Source organism: Stenotrophomonas sp. 2694 (genome assembly GCF_040548715.1).
Taxonomy (GTDB): Bacteria; Pseudomonadota; Gammaproteobacteria; order Xanthomonadales; family Xanthomonadaceae; genus Stenotrophomonas; species Stenotrophomonas indicatrix.
Genome location: NZ_JBEPSG010000002.1, coordinates 18,299 through 44,322 on the forward strand (window position 1 = coordinate 18,299; position 26,024 = coordinate 44,322).

The window sequence follows — 26,024 nt, forward strand, 5'->3', positions numbered from 1 at the left end:
TTTCTTTTTTCTTTTTCGTGGCTGGACGCGCACGGAATTTGTCAGAGGTCGTTGGCGCCATGGATGGCGACAAGTAGATCCACGCCATGCGTGGATGAGACTTTCCCAGGAAGGACTGCCTTGGATCCGACGTTCTCTGCTTGTGGTGGGTGACGACCGTTGGTCGTCACCAGAGCAAGCGCAGCGATGCGACCCGCTTCTGCTTTTCCTTCTTTTCCGTGGCTGGACGCACACGCAGACTGTCAGAGGTCGGGCGGGTGGGCCATGCAGGGGCGTTGGCGCCATGGATGGCGCCATCGAGCTTACAGGGACGTACTTGCAGCGTCCCCTGCATGGCCCACCCGTCCGGCCAAGCACGCGATCCGCTCTGCGCGACCAACCACGACGGGCTCAGCCGTTCGCGGCCAACTCCGCATCCAGCGCATGCAGGCGATCAACGGTCCCGACATCGGTCCAGCGCCCGCGATGGTGCTGCCCCGTCATCAGCCCCTGTGCCATGAAATGTTTCTGCAACGGCACCACCGAAAACTTCGGTGGCACACGCTCGCTGCCCGGTGCCTCACCGATCACCGCACGCCAATCGGCCACGATCGACGGACGATAGACGCCGATGCCCGCATAGGTCAGGCACGGGCCTTCGCGGTCATGGTGCAGCACACCGTGCGCGTCCAGCCGGTAGTCGCCATTGGGGTGCTGCGCCGGGTTGTCGACCAGTACCAGATGCGCTTGGCCGGCCGGTTCACGCGGCAGCGTGGCGAAATCGAAATCGGTCCAGATATCGCCGTTCACTACCAGGAACGGATCGTCCCCCAGTGCCGGCAATGCATTGAGGATGCCGCCACCGGTTTCCAGCGGGGTATCGCCTTCGTGCATGAAATGCAGGCGCAGGCCCCATTGGCTGCCATCGCCCAATGCGGCGGGGAACTGCTCGGCGAGCCACGCGGTGTTGATCACCACGTCGTGGATGCCGAGCGCAGCCAACCGCTCCAGATGCCACGCGATCAGGGGTTTGCCGGCCACCGCCAGCAGTGGCTTGGGCGTGTGCAGGGTGAGGGGGCGCATGCGCTCACCCAGGCCGGCGGCGAAAATCAGTGCCTTCATCGATGCGGCCTTCAGCGCTGCACGCGCATTGGCGCGGCCAACTCGGCCAGTGCCGGTTTGATCCGCGTTTCCAGCAACTGCTGCAGGGGCGCCAGTTCGCGATAGCGCGGCAGCACTTCATCGAGGTAGGTGATGAAGCGCGGCGCATCGTCCAGGTAGTGGCCCTTGTTGTCGCGATAGCGCAGGCGGCAGAACAGGCCGAGGATCTTCACGTGGCGCTGGATGCCCATCCAGTCGGCATCGCGCAGGAAGGTGGCACGGTCGGGTACCGGCAGGCCGGCATCGCGTGCGCGCTGGTGATACTGCGCCAGCCATTCGTCCACGCGCTGCAGCGGCCAGCTCAGGAAGGCATCCTTGAACAGACTTACCGCGTCGTACGCGATCGGGCCACGCACCAGGTCCTGGAAATCCAGCACCGCCGGGCCGCCATCCACCGGCATCAGGTTGCGCGGCATGTAGTCGCGGTGGGTCATCAGCTGGGCCTGGCCCAGCGCGTTGTCCATCAGCCGACGGTGCACCAGCTGCAGGCCTTCGATCTCGCCGCAGTCCAGTTCAAGGCCAAGATGGCGTTGCAGGAACCACTCGTCGAACAGGCCAGCATCACGCTGCAGCAGCGCTTCGCCGAACTGGCCGAAATCGGCCGGCACCGGAATGGCCTGCAGGCGCAGCAGCTGATCGATGGATCGGCTGAACCACGCGTCGGCATTGCGTTCGTCGAGGATCTTCGCCAGCGTCGGGCCGCCCAGGTCTTCCAGCAGCAGGAAGCCGGCGTCGAGGTCCTGGGCAAGCAGGGCGGGCACGCGCAGGCCGTGATCGTGCAGCAGGCCGCGCATGCGCAGCCACGGCGTGGGGTCTTCCAGCCCCGGCGGGGCGTCCATCACGATGTGGCTGCCGCGCTGGCTGGTGGTGCGCCAGTAGCTGCGCATGCCGGCGTCGACCGAGGCGCGTTCGACCACGGTGTTGCCGTCGTCAAGCTGGGTACGGGCCCACTGCAGGCGCTGTGCGCTGCGCTGGGGATCAGAGGCGGGTTCGGTCATGCAGGCAGATCCGGGCGCGCCGGGCGCGCCAACGTCGGGGGCAGAATGGGAAAAGAGAGGGCGGCTCAGCGGCGGCCGCTGAACAGGCGCAGGATCGCCAGCACGACGACCGCACCCAGCACCGCGCCGAGGAAGCCGGCCGGTTCACCGGGCGCGTACCAGCCCATGTACTGGCCGAACCAGCCGGCCAGCAGCGCGCCGATGATGCCCAGCGCGATGGTCAGCAGGCAGCCCATGCGGTTGTTGCCGGGCATGAAGAAGCGTCCCAGCAGGCCGACGAAGAAGCCGACCAGGATGATGTAGAGCCAGCTGGTGCTGCCAAACAGACCGTTCATGCGATCAGTGCTCTGGAAGGTTGGACGCAGCCTAGCAAGGCCGGGCTGCGTCCGTCACTGCGTGCTGGATCAGCAGCAGCCGTGGTCGCCGTGGCGGGTGCCGCTGTCGGCGGCCACCGGCGAACCGCTGGTCTCGCCACGCAGGCTGGCCGCGTAGTGCTCGCTGATCACCTTGGACACGCACGAGGTGACCTTCTTGCCCATCGGGATGTGCAGGAACTCGTTCGGGCCGTGGGCATTGGAGTGCGGGCCGAGCACGCCGGTGATCATGAACTGGGCGCCCGGGAACTTCTCGCCCAGCATGCCCATGAACGGGATCGAGCCGCCTTCACCCATGTACATCGCCGGCTTGCCGAAGAAGGTCTGGCTGGCATCGTCGATGGCCTTGGTCAGCCACGGTGCCATCGCCGGCGCGTTCCAGCCGGTGGAGGCCTTTTCCAGGTCCAGGGTGACCTGCGCGCCGTTCGGCGGATCGCGCAGCAGCGCTTCCTTCAGCAGTTCGCCGCAGGTCTTGCCATCGGCAGTGGGCGGCAGGCGCAGCGACAGCTTCACTGCGGTATGCGGCCGCAGCACGTTGCCGGCCGATTCCAGCGGCGGCATGCCGCCGATGCCGGTCACCGACAGCGCCGGGCGCCAGGTGCGGTTGAGCACCAGCTCGGTCAGGTCGTCGTTCATCGGCTTGAGGCCATCGACCAGCGGGAATTTCTCGAAGATCGCGGTGTCGACCACGTCGGCGGCACGCTTGGCCTGTTCCAGGCGCTCGGCCGGGATCTCCACGTTCATGCCGTCGATCAGGATGCGGCCGGTGTCCTGGTCCTCGATGCGCGACAGCAGCTGGCGCAGCAGGCGGAAGCTTGACGGCACCACGCCGGAGGCATCACCGGAGTGCACGCCTTCGTTGAGCACCTTCACCGAGAAGTTGCCGCCGGTCAGGCCGCGCAGCGAGGTGGTGCACCACAGCTGGTCGTAGTTGGCACAGCCCGAATCCAGGCAGACCACCAGCGACGGCTTGCCGATGCGGTCAGCCAGATGGTCCACGTAGGCCGGCAGGTCGTAGCTGCCCGACTCTTCACAGGCTTCGATCAGAACCACGCAGCGGGCATGCGGCAAGCCCTGGGCCTGCAGTGCCAGCACGGCGGCCAGCGAGCCGAAGATGGCGTAGCCGTCATCGGCACCGCCACGGCCATACAGCTTGTCGCCGCGCAGGACCGGGGTCCACGGGCCCAGGTCGTCGTCCCAGCCGGTCATCTCCGGCTGCTTGTCCAGGTGCCCGTAGAGCAGGATGGTGTCGTCGCCGGTTTCGGCGCCGGTAGCCGGAATTTCCAGCAGAATCAGCGGGGTACGGCCTTCCAGGCGCACCACTTCGACCTTCAGGCCGGGCAGGTCCTGGGCCTTGGCCCAGGTTTCCATCAGGGTGACCGCCTGCTCCATGTAGCCGTTCTGCACCCAGTTGGCGTCGAACATCGGCGACTTGTTGGGAATGCGGATGTAGTCGACCAACTGCGGGACGATTTCGCTGTCCCACTTGTCATTGACGAATTGGCCGAGCTTGGCGCTGTCCATCTGAAACTCCGGTTGCATGGCTGATCCGCCCATTCTACGCCTCGGCCAAGGGTAGGGTTTTCCCTACATCACGTCGGGTATTTGGCTGGCTTTTAGAAATCCGTGAACCCTATACGCTGTGTGCATGTGGTGACGGACACTGTTTCGACCGACGGGATTGCCGGTCGGGACGGTCAGAACCACAAGGAGATACACGTCGTGCCTTGGTTTGTCGTGTTAAGGGCGCTGGTGCTGGGAGTGTGGATCGCGGGAGCGCAAGCTGCCGAGCCGATCGACATCAACCGGGCCGATGCCCAGGCGCTGCAGCAGGGATTGACGATGGTCGGGGCCACCAAGGCTGCGGCGATCGTCGAGCACCGGCGCAGACACGGCCCGTTTCACCGCGTCGAGGACCTGACGCAGGTGAAGGGGATAGGGACATCGATCGTCGAACGGAATCGACGACGGATCACCGTTGGCAACACGATGTTGCCTGCGGATCCGGTACCCGGATCGGTACCGGTGCGAACCGTACCCAGGCGCTGACAACAGGAATCGTCGGAATCTGCAGGATGCAGGTTCAATGGCTGCGGACAGGATGGCTGCAGCCGCCGACCGTCGCAGGGATGCGGCACCAATCACCAGGATGGTGGCATCACAGACCTGTGGAAGGGGCTGAGATACAAACAGGACAGACGCGGCCGCGTGCAGGATGCAACGCCGCCCCCGCTTCGCAGGATGCGAGGGGGTGGCAGCAGGCCGACAGGGACGTGACGATTGCCCGGTACGACACATGGCTGTGTCGCCGGGCAATTTCTTTTGGCGCGGCTGCGACGTGCCCATGGTGTACGGTGGGGCCTTTCGCATGGAATGGAACCTGCTGGATGCACCTGCACCGTTTGACCTTGATGCTCGCCGTGGCCTTGGCACTGCCGTGCGCCGCACAGGCGGCCGCACCCTCCAAGCCTGTCGTGGCCACGACTTCCGAAGTACGCGGGCCGACCGACCTCAAACCGGGCGAGTACCTGTGGCATCCGGAAGTCTCGCCGGCCGGTCCGATCGTGCTGGTGGTGAGCCTGGATGAGCAACGGGCTTACGTGTACCGCAATGGCATTGCCATCGGCCTGACCACGATCAGCTCGGGCAAGACCGGCCATGAGACGCCGACCGGTGTGTTCACCATCCTGCAGAAGGACAAGGACCACCGCTCCAACCTCTACAACAGTGCACCCATGCCGTACATGCAGCGGCTGACCTGGGACGGCATCGCCCTTCACGGCGGCAGCCTGCCCGGGCATCCGGCCTCGCATGGCTGCGTGCGCCTGCCGCAGGCCTTCGCCCAGAAGCTGTTCAGCGAAACCAAGCGCGGCGATACGGTGGTCGTGGCCGATGCCAAGAGCGCGCCGATGACGCTGGCCTATCCGGCGGTGCTGGCGCCGGTGAATGCACGCGGCCAGGCCCTGCCGGAAGGCGAGGGCGGTGCTCCCGACAAGGCCTGGTGGGATGATGCGGCCGCACCCAGCGGCCAGGTCGGCATCCTGGTCAGCCTGCACGACCAGCGCCTGTACGTACTGCGCGATGGCGTGATGATCGGTGAGTCGCCGCTGAAGGCCGACGCGCTGCCAGCGTTCCAGGGCACCACCCTGTTCGTGATGGGCCAGGGCTTCAGCGATACGCCCAGCCCGCTTGATGCGCAGCAGCGCCTGCACCAGTGGACGGCCTATCCGCTGCTGGGCCAGGACCGCGCCCAGGCCACGCCGGACCTGCTGGCCACGCCGTCGTTGCCGATGGCACTGCCGGCTGATTTCGCCCGTCAGCTGTACCAGGTGCTGGTGCCGGGCACGACCCTGCTGGTGACGTCGCTGCCGGCGGTGCGCCCAAGCGCGGCTGAATCGGGAATGCAGCCGGTCTTGGAATCAGAGCCGCCAGCGTCCACCCTCAAGGGATCCTGAGACCTCCCTAGTGCCCATGTCTGCTTCCCGCCTGTGCCGGCTGGCCGCCCTTGGCCTGCTGGCAACCACTGCCAGTGCCCCGGCCGGGGCACAGACGCCCATTGCCGCCATCAGCGCCGACGACCTCGCCGCGCAGCTGGCACGCACCGCGCCCAAGGCGGACCGTCGGGTTCTGCAGTTGGCTGCCCACGCCATGCGCTGCGCACTGCAGCGGCCGGAGCTGGGAGTCAGCAGTGAACGCCTGAGCGTGATCGATTACTCGCGGCCGTCCACCGAGCCGCGGATGTGGGTCTTCGATCTCGCCCGCCAGCGGCTGTTGTTCGAGGAGTGGGTGGCGCACGGCCGCAACAGCGGCGAGAACCGCACCGAACATTTCTCCAACCGCGATGGCAGCTTCATGTCCAGCATCGGTGCGTTCACCGCGCAGGAAACCTACATGGGCGGCAACGGCTATTCGCTGCGCCTGGCAGGGTTGGAGCCGGGGTTCAACGATCGTGCGCGCGAGCGCGCCATCGTCATCCACGGTGCGCCGTATGTGAATCCGTCCACTGCGCAGTTGCAGGGGCGGTTGGGGCGCAGTCTGGGCTGCCCGGCGGTGCGGTTGTCGGTGGCCAAGCCGCTGATCGACGCGCTGCGAGGCGGCACGATGGTGTTTGCGTACTACCCCGACAAGGACTGGCTCAAGCACTCACAGCTGCTGGGCGGCGATTGCGGTACGGCTGCGGGTCTTGCAACGCGTTGATGCGTTGCGGCGCGCGGCATGATGCAATGCGCGCATGAACATCGACTCCCTGCTGCAGACCCCGAGCCAGGTGATTTCCAGCCTGGACTACCGCCGCGAACGCTGGCGCAACGGCCTCGGTTGGACCCGCGAGATCCTGCGGTTGCCAGCGCAGGGCGATGATTGGGCGTTGCGCCTGTCGGTGGCCGAGATCGAGCAGGACGCCGCGTTTTCCGCATTCCCGGGTGTCGAGCGCGAACTGGTGCTGCTGCAGGGCAATGGCGTGCGCCTGCGTTTCGAGGACGGCCGCGTAGCCGAGGTGCTGCCACCTCATGGGCGCGTGCGTTTTGCCGGTGAGGCTGCGCTGCACGGCGAGCTGGTGGACGGCACCACCCACGATTTCAACCTGATGTGGAAGCGCGGACTGCTGCAGGCCGAGCTGCTGCATCGTCCACTGGTCGGGCCGATGTTCTTCTTCTGCGAGCCGGGCGTGGCCTGGGCCCTGCACCTGTTGGGCGGGCTGGCCACGTTCGGCGCGGACAGCGGATTGCCTGCGATGCAGGCCGGCGATACCGCGTGGTTGGCCGCCGGTGAGCGTCAGCGGCATGCATTGCAGGGCGGCGGCGAGTTGTTGGCGATACGGGTGAGCGCGGCGGGCGGCTGAGCCAGCGTCGGCGCCCGGAGGCAATCATCCACGCATGGCGTGGATCTACTGCAGCATGGTTGTCACCCTGGATCCGCGTAGATCCACGCCATGCGTGGATGCGACGGCCGATATCGCAGGTGCGGACAAGGGATCGCCGCCAGCCGTTCAGTAGATCCACGCCATGCGTGGATGCAGCAGCCGATGCCGCAGCAGGGTGCCAACAAGGGATCGCCGCCAGCCGTTCAGTAGATCCACGCCATGCGTGGATGCAGCAGCCGATGCCGCAGAAGGGTGCGAACAAGGGATCGCCACCAGCCGTTCAATAGATCCACGCCATGCGTGGATGCAGCAGCCGATATCGCAGCAGGGTGCCAACAAAAGTTCGCACCCACCAGGAGGCAATTCGCCCCAAACGTTCGCTCAATACACGTCGCGCCGGTAACGACCGGCCAGCAGCAGCGCTTCCTTGCCGTCGGCACCGAGCACCTGCTCGATCACCGCATCCACTGCCGGGGCCATGCCCTGCAGGCTGCCGCAGACCAGGATCGTCGCGCCGTCATCGACCCACTGCCGCAGCGTGGATGCTTCGGCCAGCAGGCGATCCTGCACGTAGCGATGTGCGCCGCCATCACGGCTGAACACCGTATCCAGGCGGGTCAGCCTGCCGTTGCCGAGCATCGCCTGCAGTTCATCGCCGAAGTGGAAATCATGCGCGGCCGAGCGTTCGCCGAACAACAGCCAGGTGCGGGCACCGCCAATGCGTGCGCGTTCGTGCAGGTGCGCGCGCAGGCCGGCGATACCAGTGCCGTTGCCGATCAGCAGCAGTGGAACATCAGCGGCGACGCCATGGAAATTCTCGTTGCGGCGCAGGCGCATCTGTACCGGCCCGCCGATGGCGGCGTGGTCGCACAGCCAGCCACTGCCGATGCCCGGCGTGCCATCGGCACGCAGCTGCCGGCGCAGCAGCAGTTCCACCGCGCCGTCGTCCATTACCGAGGCGATGGAGTATTCGCGATGTGGCAGGGGCTGTAGTGCCGCCAACAGCCCAGGCAGATCGCCTGCTGCAACCAATGACGGCAGGTGCGAGCGCGCAACGCGGGCGAGCAGCGTAGTGCCGTCGTCCAACACGGTGTCCGCATCGAAGCCCTGCGTCTGCAGCCAGTCGCGCGTGCTCTGTTCGGCATGCTGCGGACCGACCTCGGCGATGTCACCGGCCTGCCACTGCGTGCCGCTGCCGGTCGGGGGCTGCAGGCGCAGCCAATAGACCGGACCACCGGCACTGCCGGGGTTGAGGTGGGTACGCTGCAGCAGCGTCCACGGCTGGTACTCGGCCGGTGTCCAATCGGGAAGTTCGCTCGCGCCGCCGCCGAGCTGGCCAAGCAGTTGTTGCCAGTGGCGCAGGGCAGCTGGATCGGCGTTGTCGACTTCAATGGCATCGAACAGCGGATGTGCTCCGTGCTGGCGCAGCCAGTCATGCAGTTGGTGGCCGAACGCGCAGAAATGCCCGTAGCTGCGATCGCCCAGTGCGAGCACCCCGTACTGCACGTGCTGCAGCGGCGGCGGCGTGCTCATCACCTTGCGCAGGAAGGGCAGGGCGTGGTCGGGTGCATCGCCTTCGCCGGTGGTGCTGACGATGAACAGTACACGCGCGCTGCCCGCCAGCAGGGTGGCATCGACCCCATGCAGACCGCGCAGGCGCACCGGCATGCCGGCCGAGCGCAGAGCCTGCGCACTGCGCTCGGCCAGTTCGCGGGCGAAGCCGGTCTGGCTGGACCAGACCAGCAGCATCGGTGGGTTGCCGCCTTCGGGCGTGTCGTCGCGCGGACGGCTGCGCCACCACAGCACGCCACACGCCAGCAGATACAGCGCGGTGGCGGCCAGCGCGATGCCCCATTGCCGGGCCGGCGGTGCACCCTGCCACCACGCTTCGCCCAGGTGCAGACGCAGCAGTGCCCCGCCGATCACGGCCAGCAGGGCCAGCACCATGACGTTGCCAACGGTCGCGCGCGGGAAACGCATGCTCATCCAGCCTGCTCATCCAGCAGCTGCTGGAAGGCGCTGCTGAGGGTTTCGCGTGGGCCGGTGGTGGTGCGTTCCAGATAGCGCGCGGCCAGCCCCTCGCGCTCTGCCAGCGCGATGCCTGCGTCGCGGCCGAGCACGGTCAGCGCGGTGGCCCACGCGTCAGCGTGCATCGCGTCGCTGGCGACCACAGTGACGGCGGCTGCGACCTGCCGTACCGGCGTGCCGCTGCTCGGGTCGAGGCTGTGGCTGTAGGCCACGTCATCGTCGTGATAGTGGTGCCAGCGATCGCCGGAGGTGGCCACCGCCTTGCCGTCCAGCGCCAGGACACGCGGTGGCGTATCGGTGTGGGCATCTTCTTCCGGCGCCGACTCCACCAGCACGCGCCACGGCTGGCCGTCGGGCTTGCGGCCGTAACCGGCCAGTTCCCCACCGACTTCAATCAGCGCGGCATCGACACCCTGGCCGCGCAGCCAGGCGGCGACGTGGTCGACGCCGAAGCCCTTGGCGATCGCCGAAAGATCCAGCTCCAGGCCACCGGGCTGCAGCAGCGCATCGTCCTGCCAGTGCAGGCGCTGCCAGCCGCAGCGTGCACGCGTTGCCTGCAACGTGGCGGCATCGGGTGCGCGCCGTGCGCCGGCATGGGCGCCGAAGCCCCACAGCGCCACCAGCGGGCCGACGGTGGGGTCGAACGCACCGCCGCTGGCTGCAGCGATGGCCTGCGCGCAGGCCAACACATGGCGTGTCTCGATGGGAAGCACGAGGTACTGACCTGCGTCGGCACGGTTGTAGCGGCTCAGGTCGGAACCCGCTTCCCAGGTGCTCATCTGCGCGACCACTTCATCCAGACGTGCCTGGATGCCAGCATGCAGTGGATGCAGGTCGCGCTGGCGCGGTACGACCAGTGACACGCTCCAGGTGGTGCCCATGGTGGTGCCGCCCAGCCGGGCGATGTCGAGTGCGGTAGAGGTCATGGGCATGCGTGGCAGGCTGCGATACCAGGGCGTGCCGGGTATCGCAGCGCTGTCTTTACTGCGGCAGCACTTCCAGCGTGGCGACGTAGCTGAGGCGGCGCTTGGCGGCCTGCTTGACCGAGGTCTTCTTGTCCTCGGTGCCGGTTTCCAGCCAGTACATGCCGGCTTCCGGCCAGGTCACCTTGATCTCGCCCTTGGCGTCGCTGGTCAGCTTCTGCTCGTCCTGCGCGTTGCGGTAGCGGGTGCCGCCGCGCACGATCTCGAACTCCAGGCCTGCGGTCGGCTTGCCGTCGACCAGTACGCGGAAGGTGGCTTCCTCGCCGGCGAACAGGTCGTTCGGGTGACCGACGGCCACCAGTTCGATGCCGCGGTTGGTCGGCTTCAGCGCGGTGTCGTTCGGCGCCCCGTTGGTGACGAAGGTCTCCACGCGGCCGACCGACTGGCTCACTTCCAGCTTCTTCGCATCCTTGGGCAGTTCGCCGAAGGTGGCGGCGGTACCGCGCCAGCGCTTGCGCTCGCCGTTCAGCTCATAGGTGGCCGACAGGCCGTCGTTGACCGAGGCGATGCGGTAGGTGCCCTGCTGCTTCAGCTCGACGTCGAACACGCTGCGGTACTTGCCGGTGGCCGCGTTCTGCGCCTGCACGGTGCTGCCATCCGGGGCGGTGATGACCACCGATTCGAGGCGCAGCGGCACGTGATTGAAGTAGAACAGGTCGTTGGAGACCGCACCGTCGACGGTGATCCACGGCGCGTTGCCGGCGATCACGGTCTGCGAGGGCAGCAGCCAGGCCTTGTGGGCCAGGGCAGAGAAGGGAAGGGCAGCGGCCAGAGCGGCGGCGAGGACGAGCGTGCGCTTCATGCGGAAGACTCCAGGATGATTGATGAGGTCAGAGCCCTTCCTGCGGAAGTGATCCGACCCCTGGGGTGCTGCGATGGGGTCGGATCCCTTTCCAGCGGAAAAGGCTCTGACCCCGGCTCAGGCAATTACGGTTTGACGGCGAGGGTGACCTGGCCCAGTTCGGTGGCGCCCTGCGCGCGGCCGTTCTGTGCGGCGGTGGCCGGCCAGGTGAAGGGAATCTTCAGCAGTTCACGGCCGCCGACTTCGCGCACCGCTTCCACCACCAGGGTGTAGTTGCCCGGGGCCAGCTGCTTCAGTACGGGCTGCTTGTCGTTGAACGACAGCGCGTGCTTGCCGGCCGGGCGGGTCGGGCCGGTCACGCCGTCCACCGGCACCTGCAGGGTGCGGCCGCTCTTGCGCCACCACTGGCGCAGGTCGGGCAGCCACTTGGTGCCATGGCCTTCGCTGTTGCTGGTCTGCTGGTACCAGACCGACAGATTGGCGGCGACCTTCTGGTCGGCGCCTTCCAGCCACACTGCCACATACGGGCGGTGGTACTCGGCCACGTTGAGCTTGGGCACTTCGACGTTGATGTCGAGGGTGGTGGCGTAAGCCGGCGAGGTGGCCAGCAGGCCGCTGAGGGCGATGGTCAGGGTGACGCGCATGGGGCGGCTCCGGAAGAACGGATGGAAGTCACGGTGGAAGTCAGTGGATCAGCAGCAGGGCGATCAGCAGCGGGATCATCAGGCCCAGGCCGACCAGTGGCCAGGTCATGCGTCGCTGCCGCGCATGCAGGTGCAGCAGGAACAGGCCGGTGATGCAGAACACCAGGCAGGCGACGGCGAACACGTCCAGGAACCAGCCCCATGCGGGGCCGGCATTGCGGCCCTTGTGCAGGTCGTTGAGATAGGACACCGCGCCGCGCGAGGTGGATTCGTACTCCACCGCGCCGGTTTCGCGGTCGATGCTCAACCAGGCGTCGCCGCCGGGGCGTGGCAGTGACAGATAGATTTCCTCGGCCGACCATTCGGCGGGTCGACCGCCAATGGAGATGCCCAGCTGATCGTCGAGGTATTGCCGGGCCGGGCGTGGCAGTGGTGCATTGCCGTCCTCGCGGGAGCCCAGACCGCCGAGCAGTTCGGCCGGCAGTTCCAGGTGCTGGTTCTGCACCTGTGGCTTGGCCTCGATCTTTGCTGCATGGTTCAGCGTCAGGCCGGTCACCGCGAACAGGAGCATGCCGATCAGGCAGACCGCAGAGCTGATCCAGTGCCACTGGTGCAGGGTACGCAGCCAGAAGCCGCGGCTCTGCTGCTGCACGGTGGAAGATGCGGGACGGCTCACGGCACGGTTCGGGACGGATGAATACTGGTCATTACATCATTGATGAGAATTGCTCGCAATTAGATGTCGTTGTGTATCTCTGAAGGGGTAGTGCCGGCCGCTGGCCGGCAATCCCATGCCACCTGAGAGCATCGCGTGGTTGCCGGCCAGCGGCCGGCACTACCACGGGTCGGTGGATCCACGCCATGCGTGGATGAAGCGGTGCCGACCAAGGTCGGCACCCACCAGAGCGGCGATCAGAACTTCGCGTTGAGCGAGATCCAGTAGCTGCGGCGCTGGTCCTTGGTGGCGTAGTCGTCCACGCAGTTGTATTCGCTGGGGCTGGTCAGCAGGCACGACTGCGAGACGAAGTTCTTGTCGAACAGGTTGTTGACCCGCGCGTTGACCGTCAGCCACTGCGTGGCCTTCCAGCTGCCACCGAGGTGGAAGAGAGTGTAGTCCTCGTAGTAGCGGGTATGACTGGCACCGGCGGCATCAAGGATCGTGTCGCGGTAGCGGTCGTAGCGGCCTTCGCCGATCAACGACAGGCTGATGGCATCGTTGAGTTGCCAGTTCAGGCTGGCGTTGGCCATGTGCTTGGCCGGCATGGTGCCGGTGATCGGCAGGCCCTTGCCGGAACCGGCGGTCTGCTCGCTCTTGGTCCAGGTGTAGTTGCCGCGCAGCTGCAGGGTGTCCAGCAGGTCGACGTGGCCGGCCAGTTCTGCGCCACGTGTCTCGGCCTTGTCGATGTTCACGCTCTGGGTGAAGGTGCTGTAGCCCAGCGACGCCCAGCCCGGGCCGATGTCCACGCAGTAGCCACTGCCGGCCGGCGCGACTTCACAGTTGGGGAATGTGCCGCCGCTGGCGATCTTGTCTTCGAACTTGTTGATGAAACCGGTGACGTTGAAGCCCCAGCGCTGGCCCTCGTAATAGGCGGCCAGCTCGTAGTTGGTGCTGGTTTCCGGCTTCAGGTTCGGCGAGCCCACCAGCGGCAGCACGCCCTGGCCACCAAAGCCGGTGATGCCGGGGAACAGCTGGTCCGGACGCGGGGTCTTGTAGCCGGTGCTGACGCCACCCTTGAAGGTCCAGGCATCGGTGGCATTCCAGACCAGGTAGCCGCGCGGGCTGAGGTGGCTGCCGAAGATGTTGTGGTCGTCGTAGCGCAGGCCGAAGGTGGCGGTCAGGGTGTCGGTCAGCGACCAGTTGTCCTCGGCGAACAGTGCCCACATGCGGTGCTTCTGTTTGGTGTTGCTGCGGTAGCCGGCACCGTCCATGCCGAACACGCCGTCCACCATGTCGGTGTCGTTGTATTGGCCGCCCACGGTCAGCTTGTGCGCACCGAAGTCGAGGTCGAGCATCGTGTCCAGCACGTAGCCTTCCAGTTCCATGGTGCGCAGCGGCCGCGGCAGGAACGCCTGCAGGCGTGCCTGTTCGCTGGCGTTGAGTGCGGCCAGGCCGTTGTTGCGGCCGGCGGCACAGTTGTTGGCGGCACCGGTGCGGCGGCAGACGTCGTTCCACAGGGTCTGCAGGCCGGCGCGCTCGTCCAGCGTCAGCGGCAGCGAGCGGCCGAGGTTGTTGCTCTTGCTGTGGGTCAGCGAGGTCTGCCAGGTGCCGAAGCTGTAGCGGCCTTGATGGGTCAGCGAGAGCTGGTCGCGCTCATAGCGCTGGTAGGCGGTGTAGCCCACGCGCGGCTGCACCACGCGGCGGGTGACGGTGCCGCTTCCATTCGGGTTCGGCACCACCGCGTTGCCCACGCGCCACAGGCTGGCCAGGCTGTCGAGGGTGCCGGTCTGGCCTTCGCTGTTGTCGTACTTCTGGCGTGAGACGTCGTAGTCCAGCCACAGTTCGTGGTCGTCGTTGACATGGAAGTTCAGGCGCACGCCGGTGTTCCAGTTGGTGTTGGCCACCGACTTGCCGCCGCCACCGAAACCGATGCTGCGTTCCCACAGCGTGCCGTCGGGCAGGGTCAGCGCATCCCATTCGGGATTGGATGCCTTGGCGTCGTAGTAGCTGCCGCGCACGGCCAGGCCCAGGCGATCCTTGACCAGCGGGCCGCTCAGGTACAGATCGGTGCTGCGCGCGTCGCCGAACTGGTCGTCCTGCTGCACGGTGAAGCCCTGGGTGACCGCACCGTGCCAGCTGTCCTGGTTGCGGCGGGTGATGATGTTGATGACGCCGCCCATTGCATCCGAGCCGTACAGCGTGGACATCGGGCCACGCACCACTTCGATGCGCTCGATCGCATCCAGCGGCGGCAGGTAGGCGAACTGGCCACCACCGAAGTTGTTCGGATACAGCTGGCCGGCGTTGCTCTGGCGGCGACCGTCGATCAGCACCAGGGTGTACTCCGACGGCAGGCCGCGCATGGAGATGGTGGCGCGGCCGTTCTTGTCGGTGGCTTCCAGGCCGACGTCGATGCCTTCGACGTCGCGCAGGGCGTCGACCAGGCTGGTGTAAGGGCGCTTGCTCAGCTCTTCGCGGCTGACCACGCTGATGCTGGCCGGTGCATCGACTACCTTCTGCTCGAAACCGGAGGCGGTCACCACCACCTTGTCCAGCGTCTGCGGCGCGCCGCTGGCGGCACCATTGGCGTAGGCGGGCGCCGCGACCGCAGCCAGCACAGCGCTGGTCAACAGATGTCGGGACAGGGACGAACGGACACGATGGCGCTGGGCCATGGCAGATACCTCGAAGGATGTAGGGCAGCGCGATGCAGGGCGCGGAACGCGCACGGCAGGGCAGGGATGGCCCGGTCAGGGGCGGCAGGGGCGAAACAGGCAGCGGCGAGCCGTCGCAACCGCGCAGGCGGTCACGGCGTGCCGTGGATCAGGCGAGCGGCGGCGCCTGGCCGCGTTGCTGGCGGCGCCCGGGCGCATCGGCCCAGGGCATGTCCGGTACGGCCAGCGGCCAGTGCGGACGCGCGCCGGAGGGAACCGAAGCAGAGGGAACCAGATCAAGTTCGGTGCGCAGCCAGTGGCTGGCCAGCAACAGCGGCGGGATCGGCTTGTCCGTGGACTTGGCCGGTGCCGAGGCGCAGCGCCGCAGTTTGGCCGGCGCTTCTTCCTGCAAAGGGCTTTCGCCGCCGCGCTCTTCCAGCGGCTGCTGCAGCGCCTGGGGCGCGGCAGCGTGGGCGACCGGCAGCAGCGGCAGGGTGCCCAGCAACAGGGTCAGCATCGCCACCCACGCCAGCAGGCTGGCCAGCGCAGGCCGACGGCCGCGCATGGCGGTGCCGAGCTGTACAAGCCGAAGCGGGCGAGGGCGGAGCGGGCGACGCAAGCGGAGATCCCTGGCTGGCCGGAACATCCGGCGTCAACGGGGCGTGATTGTAATGAGACCCGTTAGCCGTTGCAAATGAGAATGATTGCCAAATTGCCGCAGAGGTGGCCTGATCGGTTCAGACCTCGCTCCAGCGTCGCAGCAGGTTGTGGTACACGCCGGTCAGCTGCAGCACCGCATCGGCATCGCCATTGGTCTGCCGCAGGCGCTCGATGGAAGTATCCATCTCCCACAGCAGACGACGCTGCACATCGTCGCGGATCATGCTCTGCACCCAGAAGAACGAGGCCACGCGCGCACCGCGGGTGACCGGATTGACCTTGTGCAGGCTGCTGGAGGGATACACGATCAGATCACCGGCCGGCAGTTTCACTTCGTGCTCGCCGTAGGTATCACTGATGATCAGCTCGCCGCCGTCGTACTCGTCCGGGTCGGACAGGAACAGCGTGCAGGAGATGTCCGAGCGCAGCTGCTCGCCGTTGGCCAGGTTCATCACCGCGCCATCGACGTGGAAGCCGTAGGTGCCGCCGCCGCTGTAGCGGTTGAAGCGCGGTGGCAGGTACTTCAAGGGCAGCGCGGCGCTGAAGAACAGCGGGCTGCGCTTGAGCGCGGCCAGCACCACGGAGGCCAGCGCAGCCTTCAGCGGTGAGGCATCGGGCAACTGCTCGTTGTGTTTGACCTGCGCACCCTGTGAGCCGACCGTCTCGCGTCCGTCGGTCCAGTCGGCAGCGTCCAGCCGCTGGCGGATCTGCGCCACTTCTTCAGGTGCAAGCACGTTGGGGATGTGCAGCAGCATGGCGGTTCCTCATCGATGCGCGGGGGAGACGGGCTCCCCCGCGCCATGACATCAGAAGCGGACGTCCGCGCTGAGCAGGAAGGTGCGCGGGGCCCCCGGGGTGTAACGGTAGCCGCTCTTGTTGATGCTGGCCACGTACTGCTTGTCGAACAGGTTGTAACCATTCAAGCGCAGCGAGATGGAGTCATTGATCGCCCAGGACACGACGGCGTCATAGACAACGTAGGACTTGGTGAACGATGGGGTACCCACCGCACCGTCGGTGCCACGGTGCATGCCACCGGCATAGCGCACGCCGCCACCGATGGTCAGGCCGAAGGGCAGGGTGTAACTGGTCCAGCCGGTAAACGTGTCGGCCGGGGTGTAGGTCAGGTTGGTGGTGCCATCGGCGGCTACCTTGGCACCTTCCTTCACCTCGGTGTCGAGGTGGCTGTAGCCGGCGGTGACCGACCAGTTGTCGGTCAGGCGACCGACTGCAGAGAGCTCCACGCCCTTGACCCGCTTGCTGCCGGTCTGGGTCGGGTTGCCGGCATCGTCGAGCACGGTGGTGTTGATCTCGTTGTCAACGTCGGTCTGGAACAGCGCCAGATTCACTGCAAGCGCGTCATCCAGGAACGCCCACTTGCTGCCCACTTCGAAGGTTTTGGCCTTCTGCGGGTCGAGCTTGGGGTTGTCGGCACTGCTGGCCGAGCTGCTCAGCTGGAAGTTCGCGCCGCCAGGAGGCTGCTGTGAGACGGCGTAGTTGGCATAGATGCTGACCGTCTCGCCCACTTTGTACAGTGCACCGAGCTTCCAGTTCAGCAGCGTGTCGGACGCTTCCAGGGTCGGGTTGCGCAGCACGGTGCCGGTTGGATTGCTGCCGCATGCCGGGCCACCGCGACCACCGCACACCGATGCGCTCGCGTACTCGGTCTTGTAGTGGTCGGCGCGCACGCCCGCGGTCAGCAGGAAGCTCTCGCCGAAGGACAGGGTATCGAACAGATAGGCCGAGGAGGTTGTGGTCTTGCCGTGGGCATCGGCGCCATTGTGCGCCCAGGTCAGCCCGCCCACGTTCCAGTCGGGGTTGTACAGATTCGCTGCCGGCCAGGTGGTGCCGCCGGTGGCGGCCTGCCCGTAGCTGTCCAGCTCTTCGCGGGTGAATTCCAGGCCGGTGCTCAGCGCATGACCGACGCTGCCGGTGTTGAAGTCGGCGCGCAGGTTCAACTGATCGGTGAGGATGGTGTTGCGCTGGTCCTTGAAGGTCGGCAGGCTGCGCGCGATCGCGTAGGTCGATAGATCGGCCGGATTGGTGTAGCTGATGTTGCCGGTCGGGCGGCCATTCGCACCGCGAACGCCGGTACCCATGAAGGCCGTCAGCAGGTAGTCCTGTTCTGTGCGGCCCCAACGCGTGGTGTTGGTCAGGCGCAGCGTGTAGCTGAAGTCGTGTTCGAAGCGGAACGTGGCCATCTTCGCGGTCACGTCATCATGGTCTGCACGCGTACCGTAGAAGTTCTCCGGGTTCACCGGATGACCGGCCAGCGCTTCCAGGGTCGGCTGCGCGGTCCAGCCAGGCAGGCCCAGGGTCGGCACGCCGCCATCGGGCACGTTGTCCTGCTTCACGTACAGCAGGTTGAGGTAGTAGCGGGTAGCGGTGCCCAGGCCGAAGGCCAGCGATGGCGCAATACCCCAGCGCTTGTTCTGCACATGGTCGCGGCCCGGCTGGTCGCTGTCCTGCCACATCGCATTGACGCGCAGCGCGCTGGTCGCACCCAGCGTCTGGTTCCAGTCGCCGGTGGTGCGTCGCTGCTGGTCGCTGCCCAGCGACACGCTGGCCGACGTCGCGTCCTGCAGATTGGCCTGCTTGCTGACCAGATTGATCGCACCGGTCGGTGCGGAGCGGCCATTGTCGGTGCCGGCCGGGCCCTTCGTCACTTCCACCTGTTCGATGTTGAACACATCGCGTGAGATCGAGCCAAGGTCGCGCACGCCGTCGACGAACAGGCTGTTGGAGGTGTCGAAGCCACGCATGAACAGTGCGTCGCCGGTGGTGGTGTTGCCGTTTTCACCGGCATAGAAGGTGCCCACGCCGGGGCTGTTGCGCAGTGCCTCGGTCAGGGTGGTGGCACCCTGCTGGTTGAACAGGTCGCTGGTGATGATCTGGATGGTCTGCGGGGTGTCCTGCAGGCGCTGTGTGAACTTGGGCGAGGCAACCTTGTCAGCCTTGTAACCGCGAACTGCATGGACGTCGACCTTGTCCAGGGTGCGGGCGTTGTCGGTGGCTTCGGCGTGGGCCAGCACAGGCAGCGCGGCCAGGCCGAGGCCGGCAGCGAGGCTGGCGGTGGCCAGCGGCAGGGTACGAAGCGGCGAAGCGTGCTTGCGGCTTTTGATCGGGTTCATGGGCGTCTGCAGAGAAGGAACAGGAAGGAGCCGCCGGCGCTGGACAGCGCGGCAACAGGAAGGGAAAGGGAAATGCAGTCCAGCGGCTGCGCAGCGCGCAGAAAAGCGTCAGGCCAGCTGCGCGGGCGGTGCGTGCGAAGGCGGCTGGCGACGATCGATCACGGGCACCGGCGGATCAGGCATCGCCGGCGTCGGAGCGTCTGCTGGGGCATGTTCCGGGCGCTGCAGGCACAGCCGCCGCAGTACCGGGGGCTTGTCGCCCCGGCTTCCTTCCGGCTCGGATTCCGCGCGTTGCATCGCGTGCTCGTGGGGCAGCGAATATGGGGGCGAAGACGGCGCTACGTCCTGGACGTAGGTTCCGGGCGCATCTGTCAGCGTGCTCCGTCCTTCCTGCAACGCCGACCAGCCCAACCACAGAGTCAGCAGCGCGGCCACAAGCAGTGGCCAACCCCGACGGGCAAGCTGGCACAGCAGGACGGTAGGCGCGGGCGAGGCCATGGCGCAGGTGGAGTCGTGACGAAGATGTTAGTTAGCATAACACCAACGATAATGATTCGCATCTGCGTGATTTGTAAGCGGCTCCGGGTTGCCTGCAGGGCCCCTGAAAGGCCCTCCAAGCGCCCGTCAGGAGAACCACCCCGTGGGTGGGTGCCCTGGGCTTCAATCGCGGTCGTCGCGGGTCCAGATGGCGTCGTGTTCGCGCTTCACCGGAAACTTCGGCACTGCGGTATAGGCCGGCGCACACAGGGCGCGGCCGTCCCGCACGTCGAAGCGCGCGCCATGCAGTACGCATTCAACGCTGCCCTCGGCGGTGTTGAACTCACCCGAGGACAGCTCGAACTCCTCGTGCGTGCATTGGTCTTCCAGCGCGTACAGTTCGCCGTCGAGGTTGAACACCACGATCGGCGTACCGGTGACTTCGTCGAACACGCTCTTCATTTCGCCCGGCAGCAGTTCGGCGCCGGCGCAGACAAAGGTCCAGGCCTCACTCACGCGGTGGCTCCGGCCAGCGGCTTTTCCAGGATCTCGAAGCGCAGGTCGTCGCGCTTGGGGATGCCGAAACGTTCGTCGCCATACGGGAACGGCCTCTTGATGCCGGTGCGCTGGTAACCGCGGCGCTCATAGAAGGCGATCAGTTCGTCGCGGATGTCGATCACGGTCATCTGCATCACCGGCACGTTCCATTCGCGTGCGGCGAGGGCTTCGGCTGCGTCCATCAACTGCTTGCCGACGCCGCCGCCCTGCTGGGCCGGGTCGACCGAGAACATGCCGAAGTAGCCCTTGCCGTCGACGTCGGCGACGTGGGCACAGGCCACGAGCTGGCCGTCGCGTTCGGCCAGCAGGATGGTCGAGCGCGGGCGGTCCAGGTCGCCCTGGATGCCTTCGGCATCGACGCGGGCGCCGTCCAGCAGGTCGGCTTCGGTGGTCCAGCCGACGCGACTGGCGTCGCCGCGGTAGGCCGAGGTGACCAGGGAGATCAGGGCGGGGATGTCGGCCGACGTGGCGGCGCGGAAGGTCAGGGTGCTCATGGGGGCATTCTAGGTGGGGCGGGGGCGGGCGGGGAGCTTGCTGATTCGGCTGGCTTTGCCGAGTGTGTCGGATACGCCTTGTTGACATGATCTTCATTTTTCATTCATAAATGAAGCAATACCCGCCCACCGCGTTCAAGCGTGTGGTTGTCTGCCGGAGTGGGTACCGTCCGATCTGATCATCGACAGTGGTGCGATGTGGGCGGGGCTCTCAAGGAAGTTCGATCCAGGGAGGATCTTCATGCAGTCACGGCTCATTGCTCAGCCGCGCGCGGCAAACGCCATCAAAGGCCTGCTTCTGACAGCACTGGCCTTCTGCGTACTGGCACCGGTTCCCGCCTCCGCCCAGATCGTACCGACCTGGCGCCAGGAGTACGACAAGCGCTTGAAGTACGGCGACCTGGTCGAGCCCTTGAAGGGCGAGATCTTTGGCGAGCAGGTCAACCTGTATGACGGTTCGATCAGCTTCAAGGCTACGGATATTTCGATACCGGGCAATGGCAGCTTGCCGATGACGCTGAGCCGCAGTCAAGGCGATGGCGGCAACAGTAATGAGAGCCCTTTCTCCAACTGGAAATTGGATATTCCTTCCCTGTCTGGTGTGCACGGCGACCTGCCTGAGACTGCGGCCGCAGGCTATTGGCTGCCTGCGGCCCGCTGCAGCACCGTCAGCGGACCTCCGTCGTTGGAAGTCTGGAACCGACGGCACACCCAGATCGTCAACTTCAATGCGCACACCTACTGGGATGGCACGCGACTTTCGCTGCCTGGTGGCGGGGGCGAGAGCATTCTGGGAGACGGCGGTGATGCTCGCCAGCCCAAGCCTCAGTTCGGTAAATCCACCCCGTGGAACACCAAAAGCGGTTGGACGTTCACTTGTCTGGGCTCGCTCAAGAGTGGCCAGGCCGGTGAAGGCTTCCTGGGGCACGCACCTGATGGTTCCAAGTACTACTTTGACTGGATGGTGGCCCGTCCGGTCAATCCTGCGACCCTGCAGCCATTTGGTCCGGAGAGTAATGCTCAATTGCAGCGCAGGCGCGTTTACCTGTACCCCTCCCAGATTGTGGATCGGTTTGGCAACTGGGTGCGCTATGAGTGGAATGGCGACCGCCTCGAACGCATCTTTGCCAGTGATGGTCGTGAAATCAGCCTGGCGTACAACGCTGACGGATTGATTGCATCAGCGACGGCAGCTGGGCGCACGTGGACGTACGGATATACCGCAGCCAATATCCTCCAGACGGTAACGCTGCCGGATGGGACCCAGTGGGTCTACAACCTTCCGCCGCTTTCCGTCACCCGCAAGTATGCCGACTACACCGGGCAGAACATCTGGGAGTACATGGACTATCCGGTGACCTGCGCCCGGATGAACAAGATCATACCCACTGAGATTGCGGCGACTGTCCAGCATCCTTCGGGGGCAGTGGGTACGTTCTTGTTCCGCCCGTTCCGCCACGGACGGAAGAACGTAACGTTCGACTGCCAGACATCTGGTGACAATCATCTGTACGAAGAAGGCTGGAACTACACGCCTGTCTACCGTGACGCGCAGTCGCTGGTAGCAAAAACAATCACTGGTCCGGGTATGCCTGTTGCGCAGTGGACCTATCAGTACACCAATCTTGATGGCGCCTACGCGCAGGATCTCGGCGGACCGGCCATTCCTCCGGGCCAGGCCGAACCGAAGATCACCACCGAAACGCTGCCTGACGGCGTTGTACGTGTGTATGAATTCGGCAAGGAGGTGGCGTACAACGACGGTCTGCTGCTGTCGACCACCACGCGCTCGGGCGGCACCGTCGTGCGCGTCGACCGCAACAACTACTACCCCGACACCCAGCTTGACTCGGCGCCATTCCCGAAAGAAGCCGGCAAGGACTTCAAGTACGGTGCGAACGACCTCAAGGCACACTACAACAGGCCCGTACAGTCCACCGTGGTGGAACAGGATGGCGTGCAGTTCACCCGCACGGTCCAGGCTTTCGATGCCTTTGCACGCGAGGTGAGCGTCGTCGAGGGCAATTCAGCCGGACAGAGCCGCGCCAGCACAACCACCTACTACGACAACCTGGCGCTATGGGTGAATGGCCAGTCAGCGCGCAGCGTAGTCAATGGTGTCGAGCAGTCACGCACCGAGTTCGACACGACCAATGCGTTGCCGCTGCGCGCTTATGCCTTCGGCCGGTTGGCGCAGCAGGTGACCTACGCGGCTGATGGTACGGTGGCATCGGTTGCCGATGCCCGTGGCAACACCAGCCACCTGTCCGCGTGGAAGCGCGGTGTCCCGCAGCAGTTGCGGATGCCGGCCACGGCTGAATCTCTCAATGGGGCGACGCGCACCGTTGTGGTGGACGACAACGGCTGGATCACCTCGTTGACCGATGAAATCGGAGCAACCACCAGCTTCAGCTACGACAGCATGGGGCGCCTGCGCAGCCAACAGTTCCCCGGTGGCGACACCGTGAGCTGGAATGCGGTCACCATGGACCTGCAGCGGTTGGGCAGCGCGCAGTTCGGCGTGCCGGCCGGCGCCTGGAAGCATTCACGAACCCAGGGCGGGCGACGGACCGATACCTATCTGGATGCCATGTTCCGCCCGGTGCTGGTCACTGAAAATGCAGACAACGCTCTCGATAGCGCAGTCGTGACCCGCTACGACACCAGCGGCAAGACGGTGTTCGCGTCCTATCCGGTTCGCCAGCTTTCCGACATCAATGCGGCGTTTGACGGCACCACCACGCAGTACGACGCGCTGGGTCGACCGGTCGTGGTCAGCCAGTCGTCCGAACTGGGTGCCTTGGTGACTCGCACTGAGTTCGTGGGCAACCTGTCGGTGAAGGTAACCAATCCACGCGGACAGTCGACCACAACACGGCACCTGGCCTATGACCAGCCCACCTATGAGATGCCGTTGATACTGCAGCATCCAGAAGGGGTCGTGACCGAGATCCAGCGCGACGCTCTCGGGAAGCCGCTGGCGATTACCCGTCGCAGCGCCGACGGCAGCCAGGCACTGACCCGCCGTTATGTCTATGACGATTACCAGCAACTCTGCAAGACCATCGAGCCGGAAACCGGGGCGACGGTGCAGGACTACGACGCCGCCGGCAATGTTCTGTGGTCGGCTGCCGGCACGGGCCTGACCAGCGCCGCAGACTGCAACCGCAGCGAAGCACTCGCGACTGGCCGCGCCGTGCAGCGCACCTATGACGCTGCCAATCGACTGCTGGCGTTGACCTTCCCTGATGGCCGCGGCAACCAGACCTGGTCGTATACGCCAGATGGCCTGCCCGCAGAAATCAGTACGCAGAACGATGCCGGCCGTCCGCTGGTCATCAATCGCTACCAGTACAACCATCGTCGTCTGCTCAGCAGCGAGACGCTGCAACATCCAGACTTCGGCAATCTGAGCCTGGCCTATGGCTACGATGGCAACGGCGCGCTTGCCAGCAACACCTACCCGGGCGGGCGCATCGTCAGCTATGCCCCGGACGCCCTCGGCCGCGCCACATCGGTGGGGGGCTATGCGAAGGAGGCCAGCTATTTTGCCAACGGCGCCTTGGCGCGCTTCGTATATGGCAACGGCATTGTCCATGCGATGAGCCAGAATGCTCGCGGTCTTCCTGACCGAAGTCGCGATGCCACCGCTGCGGCCGCAGTGCTCGATGACAGCTACGACTACGATGCGGGTGGCAACGTGATGGCCATCTCTGATGGCTTGCCGGGTGCGCCAGGCAATCGTGACATGGCCTATGACGGGCTGGATCGACTGCGCTCGGTTACCGCGCCGGGCTTTGGCAACGCGCTGTATGAGTACGACGCACTGGACAACCTGCGCCGGGCCAAGGTCGGCAGCCGGGATCGCACGCATTATTTCGATCCGACCAATCGTCTGGTCAACGTTGTCGATACTGGCAGCAGCGCGACCGTTGTCGGTCTCGGCTATGACGTGCAGGGCAATCTTTCGATCCGCAATGGCCAGGCGTTTGGTTTCGACTACGGCAACCGCCTGCGTACGGTGGGGACGACGGAAGCCTATATGTACGACGCGCATGGACGCCGGGTGAAAGCATGGAACAGCGAAACGGGCGTGATCTACTCGTTCTATGACAATGGCGGCGTGCTGCGTTTCCAGCGCAATGAGCGCACGGGAAAGCAGACGGACTATCTGTACCTGTCCGGCAGCCTGGTGGCGCAGGTGCACGGTGAGGCTGCACCCAGTGCTCCGGCGCTGAGCGCCCCGGGCTACATCACCCAAGGCAGCGTCAACCTGACGTGGAGTCCGGCCGGCGGCGCCAACCGCTACGAACTGCAGCGCGCCCAAGCGGGTAACTGGAGCACGATTTTCGACGGCGAGGCGCAGGCATTCACCAGTAGCGGTCTGGTCACCGGCACCTATCAGTTCCGAGTGCGCGGATGCCGCGTGGTCTGTGGCGAGTGGAGCAACACCGCCTCGGTCGCCGTCGAGCTGCCGCCGGCTGCAGTGCCTGTGCTGAGCGTACCGACAACTGCATTCAACGGCAGCTACAGCATCAGCTGGTCGGCCTCTGCCGGCGCAGAACGCTTTGAACTGGAGGAGAGTGCCAATGGCGGAGCCTGGACGCAGGTTCACAATGCGGCGGGCCAATCCAAGGCATTCAGTGGCAAGCCGGCAGGCAGCTTCAACTATCGTGTCCGTGCATGTAATCCGGTGGGGTGTACCGAATACAGCAATGGCGCCGCAGTGACGGTGGTCTACCCGCCTGTCGGTGCTCCTGGAGTATCAGCGCCGGCTCGTTCGGCACCCGGCAGCATTGGCATCGGCTGGAACGGGATTGGCGGTGCCGATCGTTACACACTTCAGGAAAGTACCAATGGCGGCGGTTGGGTGACCCTGTTCGATGGCAATGCGGGGTCCTTTGCCACGCCTGCGCGTGGAGTGGGTAGCTATGCCTACCGCGTCGCCGCCTGCAACGGCGCTGGATGCGGGCCGTGGTCGGCAACGGTGACGGTCGCAGTGATCGGACCGCCGACGATCGAGCCGGTGATCAGCGCGCCGGGCCTGGTGAATGTGCCGCAGTACAGCTTCAGCTGGTCAGTACCCGCCAATAGTGAGAGCTTCATCCTGGAGGAGAGCGCCAACGGCGGTGGATGGACCGTGGTGCATAACGGCGGTGCGAACAGCTTTGGTGCAAACAGAGGCAATGGCAACTACGCCTACCGTGTACGTGCCTGCAACTTCGCGGGGTGCAGCCCATATTCAGGCATCGTAAGCGTTTCAGTCGTGCTTCCTCCGGTTGCCACCCACATTTTCCTGGCGGAATGGTTGTCTACGCGCAAGGCCCCCTACCAGGTGCAGTGCACCGTCTCCTGGCGAGCCGTGCCCGGCGCAACGGAGTATCACCTTGAGCCCTCGGGGGCTGGACGGCGTCTATACACCGGGCCTCTGACTTACGTGCAGTCAAACAACGGGAATTACTGCTCAAGCTTGTACATCGTTCGCGCCTGCAATGCCGGCGGCTGTTCGGAATGGTCTGCGGGCTTTCCTGTCACGCGCGGCGTACTGAACTGGGACTGAGC

20 protein-coding genes are annotated in these 26,024 nt (G+C 65.6%); 5 read left to right on the plus strand and 15 right to left on the minus strand.

All coding sequences use genetic code 11. The features are described 5' to 3' along the window. Nucleotides 1-390: 390 nt before the first annotated feature. The 4 genes from murU to ABIA73_RS02910 all read right to left on the minus strand — a co-directional run bounded on the left by murU (nucleotide 391) and on the right by ABIA73_RS02910 (nucleotide 4,036). Complete coding sequence (gene murU, locus ABIA73_RS02895; protein WP_032975826.1) at nucleotides 391-1,101, minus strand: N-acetylmuramate alpha-1-phosphate uridylyltransferase MurU; 711 nt, start codon at nucleotides 1,099-1,101, stop codon at nucleotides 391-393. Nucleotides 1,102-1,112: 11 nt separating this feature from the next. Beyond that, nucleotides 1,113-2,138, minus strand: a complete 1,026-nt coding sequence (locus ABIA73_RS02900; protein ID WP_025874001.1) for an aminoglycoside phosphotransferase family protein — start codon at nucleotides 2,136-2,138, stop codon at nucleotides 1,113-1,115. Nucleotides 2,139-2,203: 65 nt separating this feature from the next. After that, nucleotides 2,204-2,473: a GlsB/YeaQ/YmgE family stress response membrane protein gene (locus tag ABIA73_RS02905; RefSeq protein WP_354275405.1), complete on the minus strand. Its 270-nt coding sequence runs from the start codon at nucleotides 2,471-2,473 to the stop codon at nucleotides 2,204-2,206. A 69-nt stretch (nucleotides 2,474-2,542) separates the two neighbouring features. Beyond that, nucleotides 2,543-4,036: a M20 family metallopeptidase gene (locus tag ABIA73_RS02910; protein WP_080149492.1), complete on the minus strand. Its 1,494-nt coding sequence runs from the start codon at nucleotides 4,034-4,036 to the stop codon at nucleotides 2,543-2,545. A 198-nt stretch (nucleotides 4,037-4,234) separates the two neighbouring features. Here ABIA73_RS02910 and ABIA73_RS02915 point away from each other — a divergent pair, with 198 nt between their 5' ends. The 4 genes from ABIA73_RS02915 (at nucleotide 4,235) to ABIA73_RS02930 (ending at nucleotide 7,352) form a co-directional block, all read left to right on the plus strand. Next, on the plus strand, nucleotides 4,235-4,561 hold the full coding sequence (locus ABIA73_RS02915) for a ComEA family DNA-binding protein (protein WP_033832065.1): 327 nt from the start codon (nucleotides 4,235-4,237) through the stop codon (nucleotides 4,559-4,561). A gap of 338 nt (nucleotides 4,562-4,899) precedes the next feature. After that, nucleotides 4,900-5,967 carry a L,D-transpeptidase gene (locus ABIA73_RS02920; RefSeq protein WP_025873997.1) on the plus strand — a complete coding sequence of 356 codons (1,068 nt, stop codon included), beginning with the start codon at nucleotides 4,900-4,902 and terminating at the stop codon, nucleotides 5,965-5,967. A 16-nt stretch (nucleotides 5,968-5,983) separates the two neighbouring features. Next, on the plus strand, nucleotides 5,984-6,709 hold the full coding sequence (locus ABIA73_RS02925; protein WP_025873996.1) for a murein L,D-transpeptidase catalytic domain family protein: 726 nt from the start codon (nucleotides 5,984-5,986) through the stop codon (nucleotides 6,707-6,709). A gap of 34 nt (nucleotides 6,710-6,743) precedes the next feature. After that, a complete protein-coding gene (locus ABIA73_RS02930; RefSeq protein ID WP_279208333.1) occupies nucleotides 6,744-7,352 on the plus strand; it encodes a HutD/Ves family protein in 609 nt (202 codons plus the stop codon). A gap of 402 nt (nucleotides 7,353-7,754) precedes the next feature. Here ABIA73_RS02930 and ABIA73_RS02935 read toward each other — a convergent pair whose 3' ends face one another. The 11 genes from ABIA73_RS02935 to ABIA73_RS02985 form a co-directional block, all read right to left on the minus strand. After that, on the minus strand, nucleotides 7,755-9,359 hold the full coding sequence (locus ABIA73_RS02935) for a sulfite reductase subunit alpha (RefSeq protein WP_354275406.1): 1,605 nt from the start codon (nucleotides 9,357-9,359) through the stop codon (nucleotides 7,755-7,757). Next, complete coding sequence (locus ABIA73_RS02940) at nucleotides 9,356-10,327, minus strand: FAD:protein FMN transferase (protein WP_140227612.1); 972 nt, start codon at nucleotides 10,325-10,327, stop codon at nucleotides 9,356-9,358. Before ABIA73_RS02940 ends, ABIA73_RS02935 begins: the two co-directional genes overlap by 4 nt. Nucleotides 10,328-10,382: 55 nt before the next feature. Continuing rightward, a complete protein-coding gene (locus ABIA73_RS02945; RefSeq protein WP_025873992.1) occupies nucleotides 10,383-11,186 on the minus strand; it encodes a DUF4198 domain-containing protein in 804 nt (267 codons plus the stop codon). Between the two features lie 125 nt (nucleotides 11,187-11,311). Then, nucleotides 11,312-11,830, minus strand: coding sequence for a DUF2271 domain-containing protein (locus ABIA73_RS02950; protein WP_025873991.1), 519 nt, complete (start codon nucleotides 11,828-11,830; stop codon nucleotides 11,312-11,314). 40 nt (nucleotides 11,831-11,870) lie between these two features. Beyond that, entirely contained in the window at nucleotides 11,871-12,506 is a 636-nt protein-coding gene (locus tag ABIA73_RS02955) for a PepSY-associated TM helix domain-containing protein (RefSeq protein ID WP_025873990.1), read from the minus strand. Nucleotides 12,507-12,742: 236 nt separating this feature from the next. Then, the gene (locus ABIA73_RS02960; protein WP_080149487.1) at nucleotides 12,743-15,163 is read right to left on the minus strand and encodes a TonB-dependent receptor domain-containing protein; all 2,421 of its coding nucleotides are present in this window, start codon (nucleotides 15,161-15,163) and stop codon (nucleotides 12,743-12,745) included. A gap of 148 nt (nucleotides 15,164-15,311) precedes the next feature. After that, nucleotides 15,312-15,707, minus strand: coding sequence for a hypothetical protein (locus ABIA73_RS02965; protein WP_032951575.1), 396 nt, complete (start codon nucleotides 15,705-15,707; stop codon nucleotides 15,312-15,314). A 172-nt stretch (nucleotides 15,708-15,879) separates the two neighbouring features. Then, complete coding sequence (locus tag ABIA73_RS02970) at nucleotides 15,880-16,557, minus strand: Fe2+-dependent dioxygenase (protein WP_025873987.1); 678 nt, start codon at nucleotides 16,555-16,557, stop codon at nucleotides 15,880-15,882. 51 nt (nucleotides 16,558-16,608) lie between these two features. After that, the gene (locus tag ABIA73_RS02975; protein ID WP_354275407.1) at nucleotides 16,609-18,933 is read right to left on the minus strand and encodes a catecholate siderophore receptor Fiu; all 2,325 of its coding nucleotides are present in this window, start codon (nucleotides 18,931-18,933) and stop codon (nucleotides 16,609-16,611) included. A gap of 660 nt (nucleotides 18,934-19,593) precedes the next feature. Then, a complete protein-coding gene (locus ABIA73_RS02980) occupies nucleotides 19,594-19,926 on the minus strand; it encodes a non-heme iron oxygenase ferredoxin subunit (RefSeq protein ID WP_025873985.1) in 333 nt (110 codons plus the stop codon). Then, a complete protein-coding gene (locus ABIA73_RS02985) occupies nucleotides 19,923-20,462 on the minus strand; it encodes a GNAT family N-acetyltransferase (protein ID WP_354275408.1) in 540 nt (179 codons plus the stop codon). The genes ABIA73_RS02980 and ABIA73_RS02985 overlap by 4 nt, the downstream gene beginning before the upstream one ends. A 241-nt stretch (nucleotides 20,463-20,703) precedes the next feature. Between ABIA73_RS02985 and ABIA73_RS02990 the strand changes: the two genes are divergently transcribed. After that, nucleotides 20,704-26,022 (plus strand): wall-associated protein, encoded by a 5,319-nt coding sequence (locus ABIA73_RS02990; protein ID WP_354275409.1) that lies wholly within the window; start codon nucleotides 20,704-20,706, stop codon nucleotides 26,020-26,022. The last annotated feature ends 2 nt before the right edge of the window (nucleotides 26,023-26,024 follow it).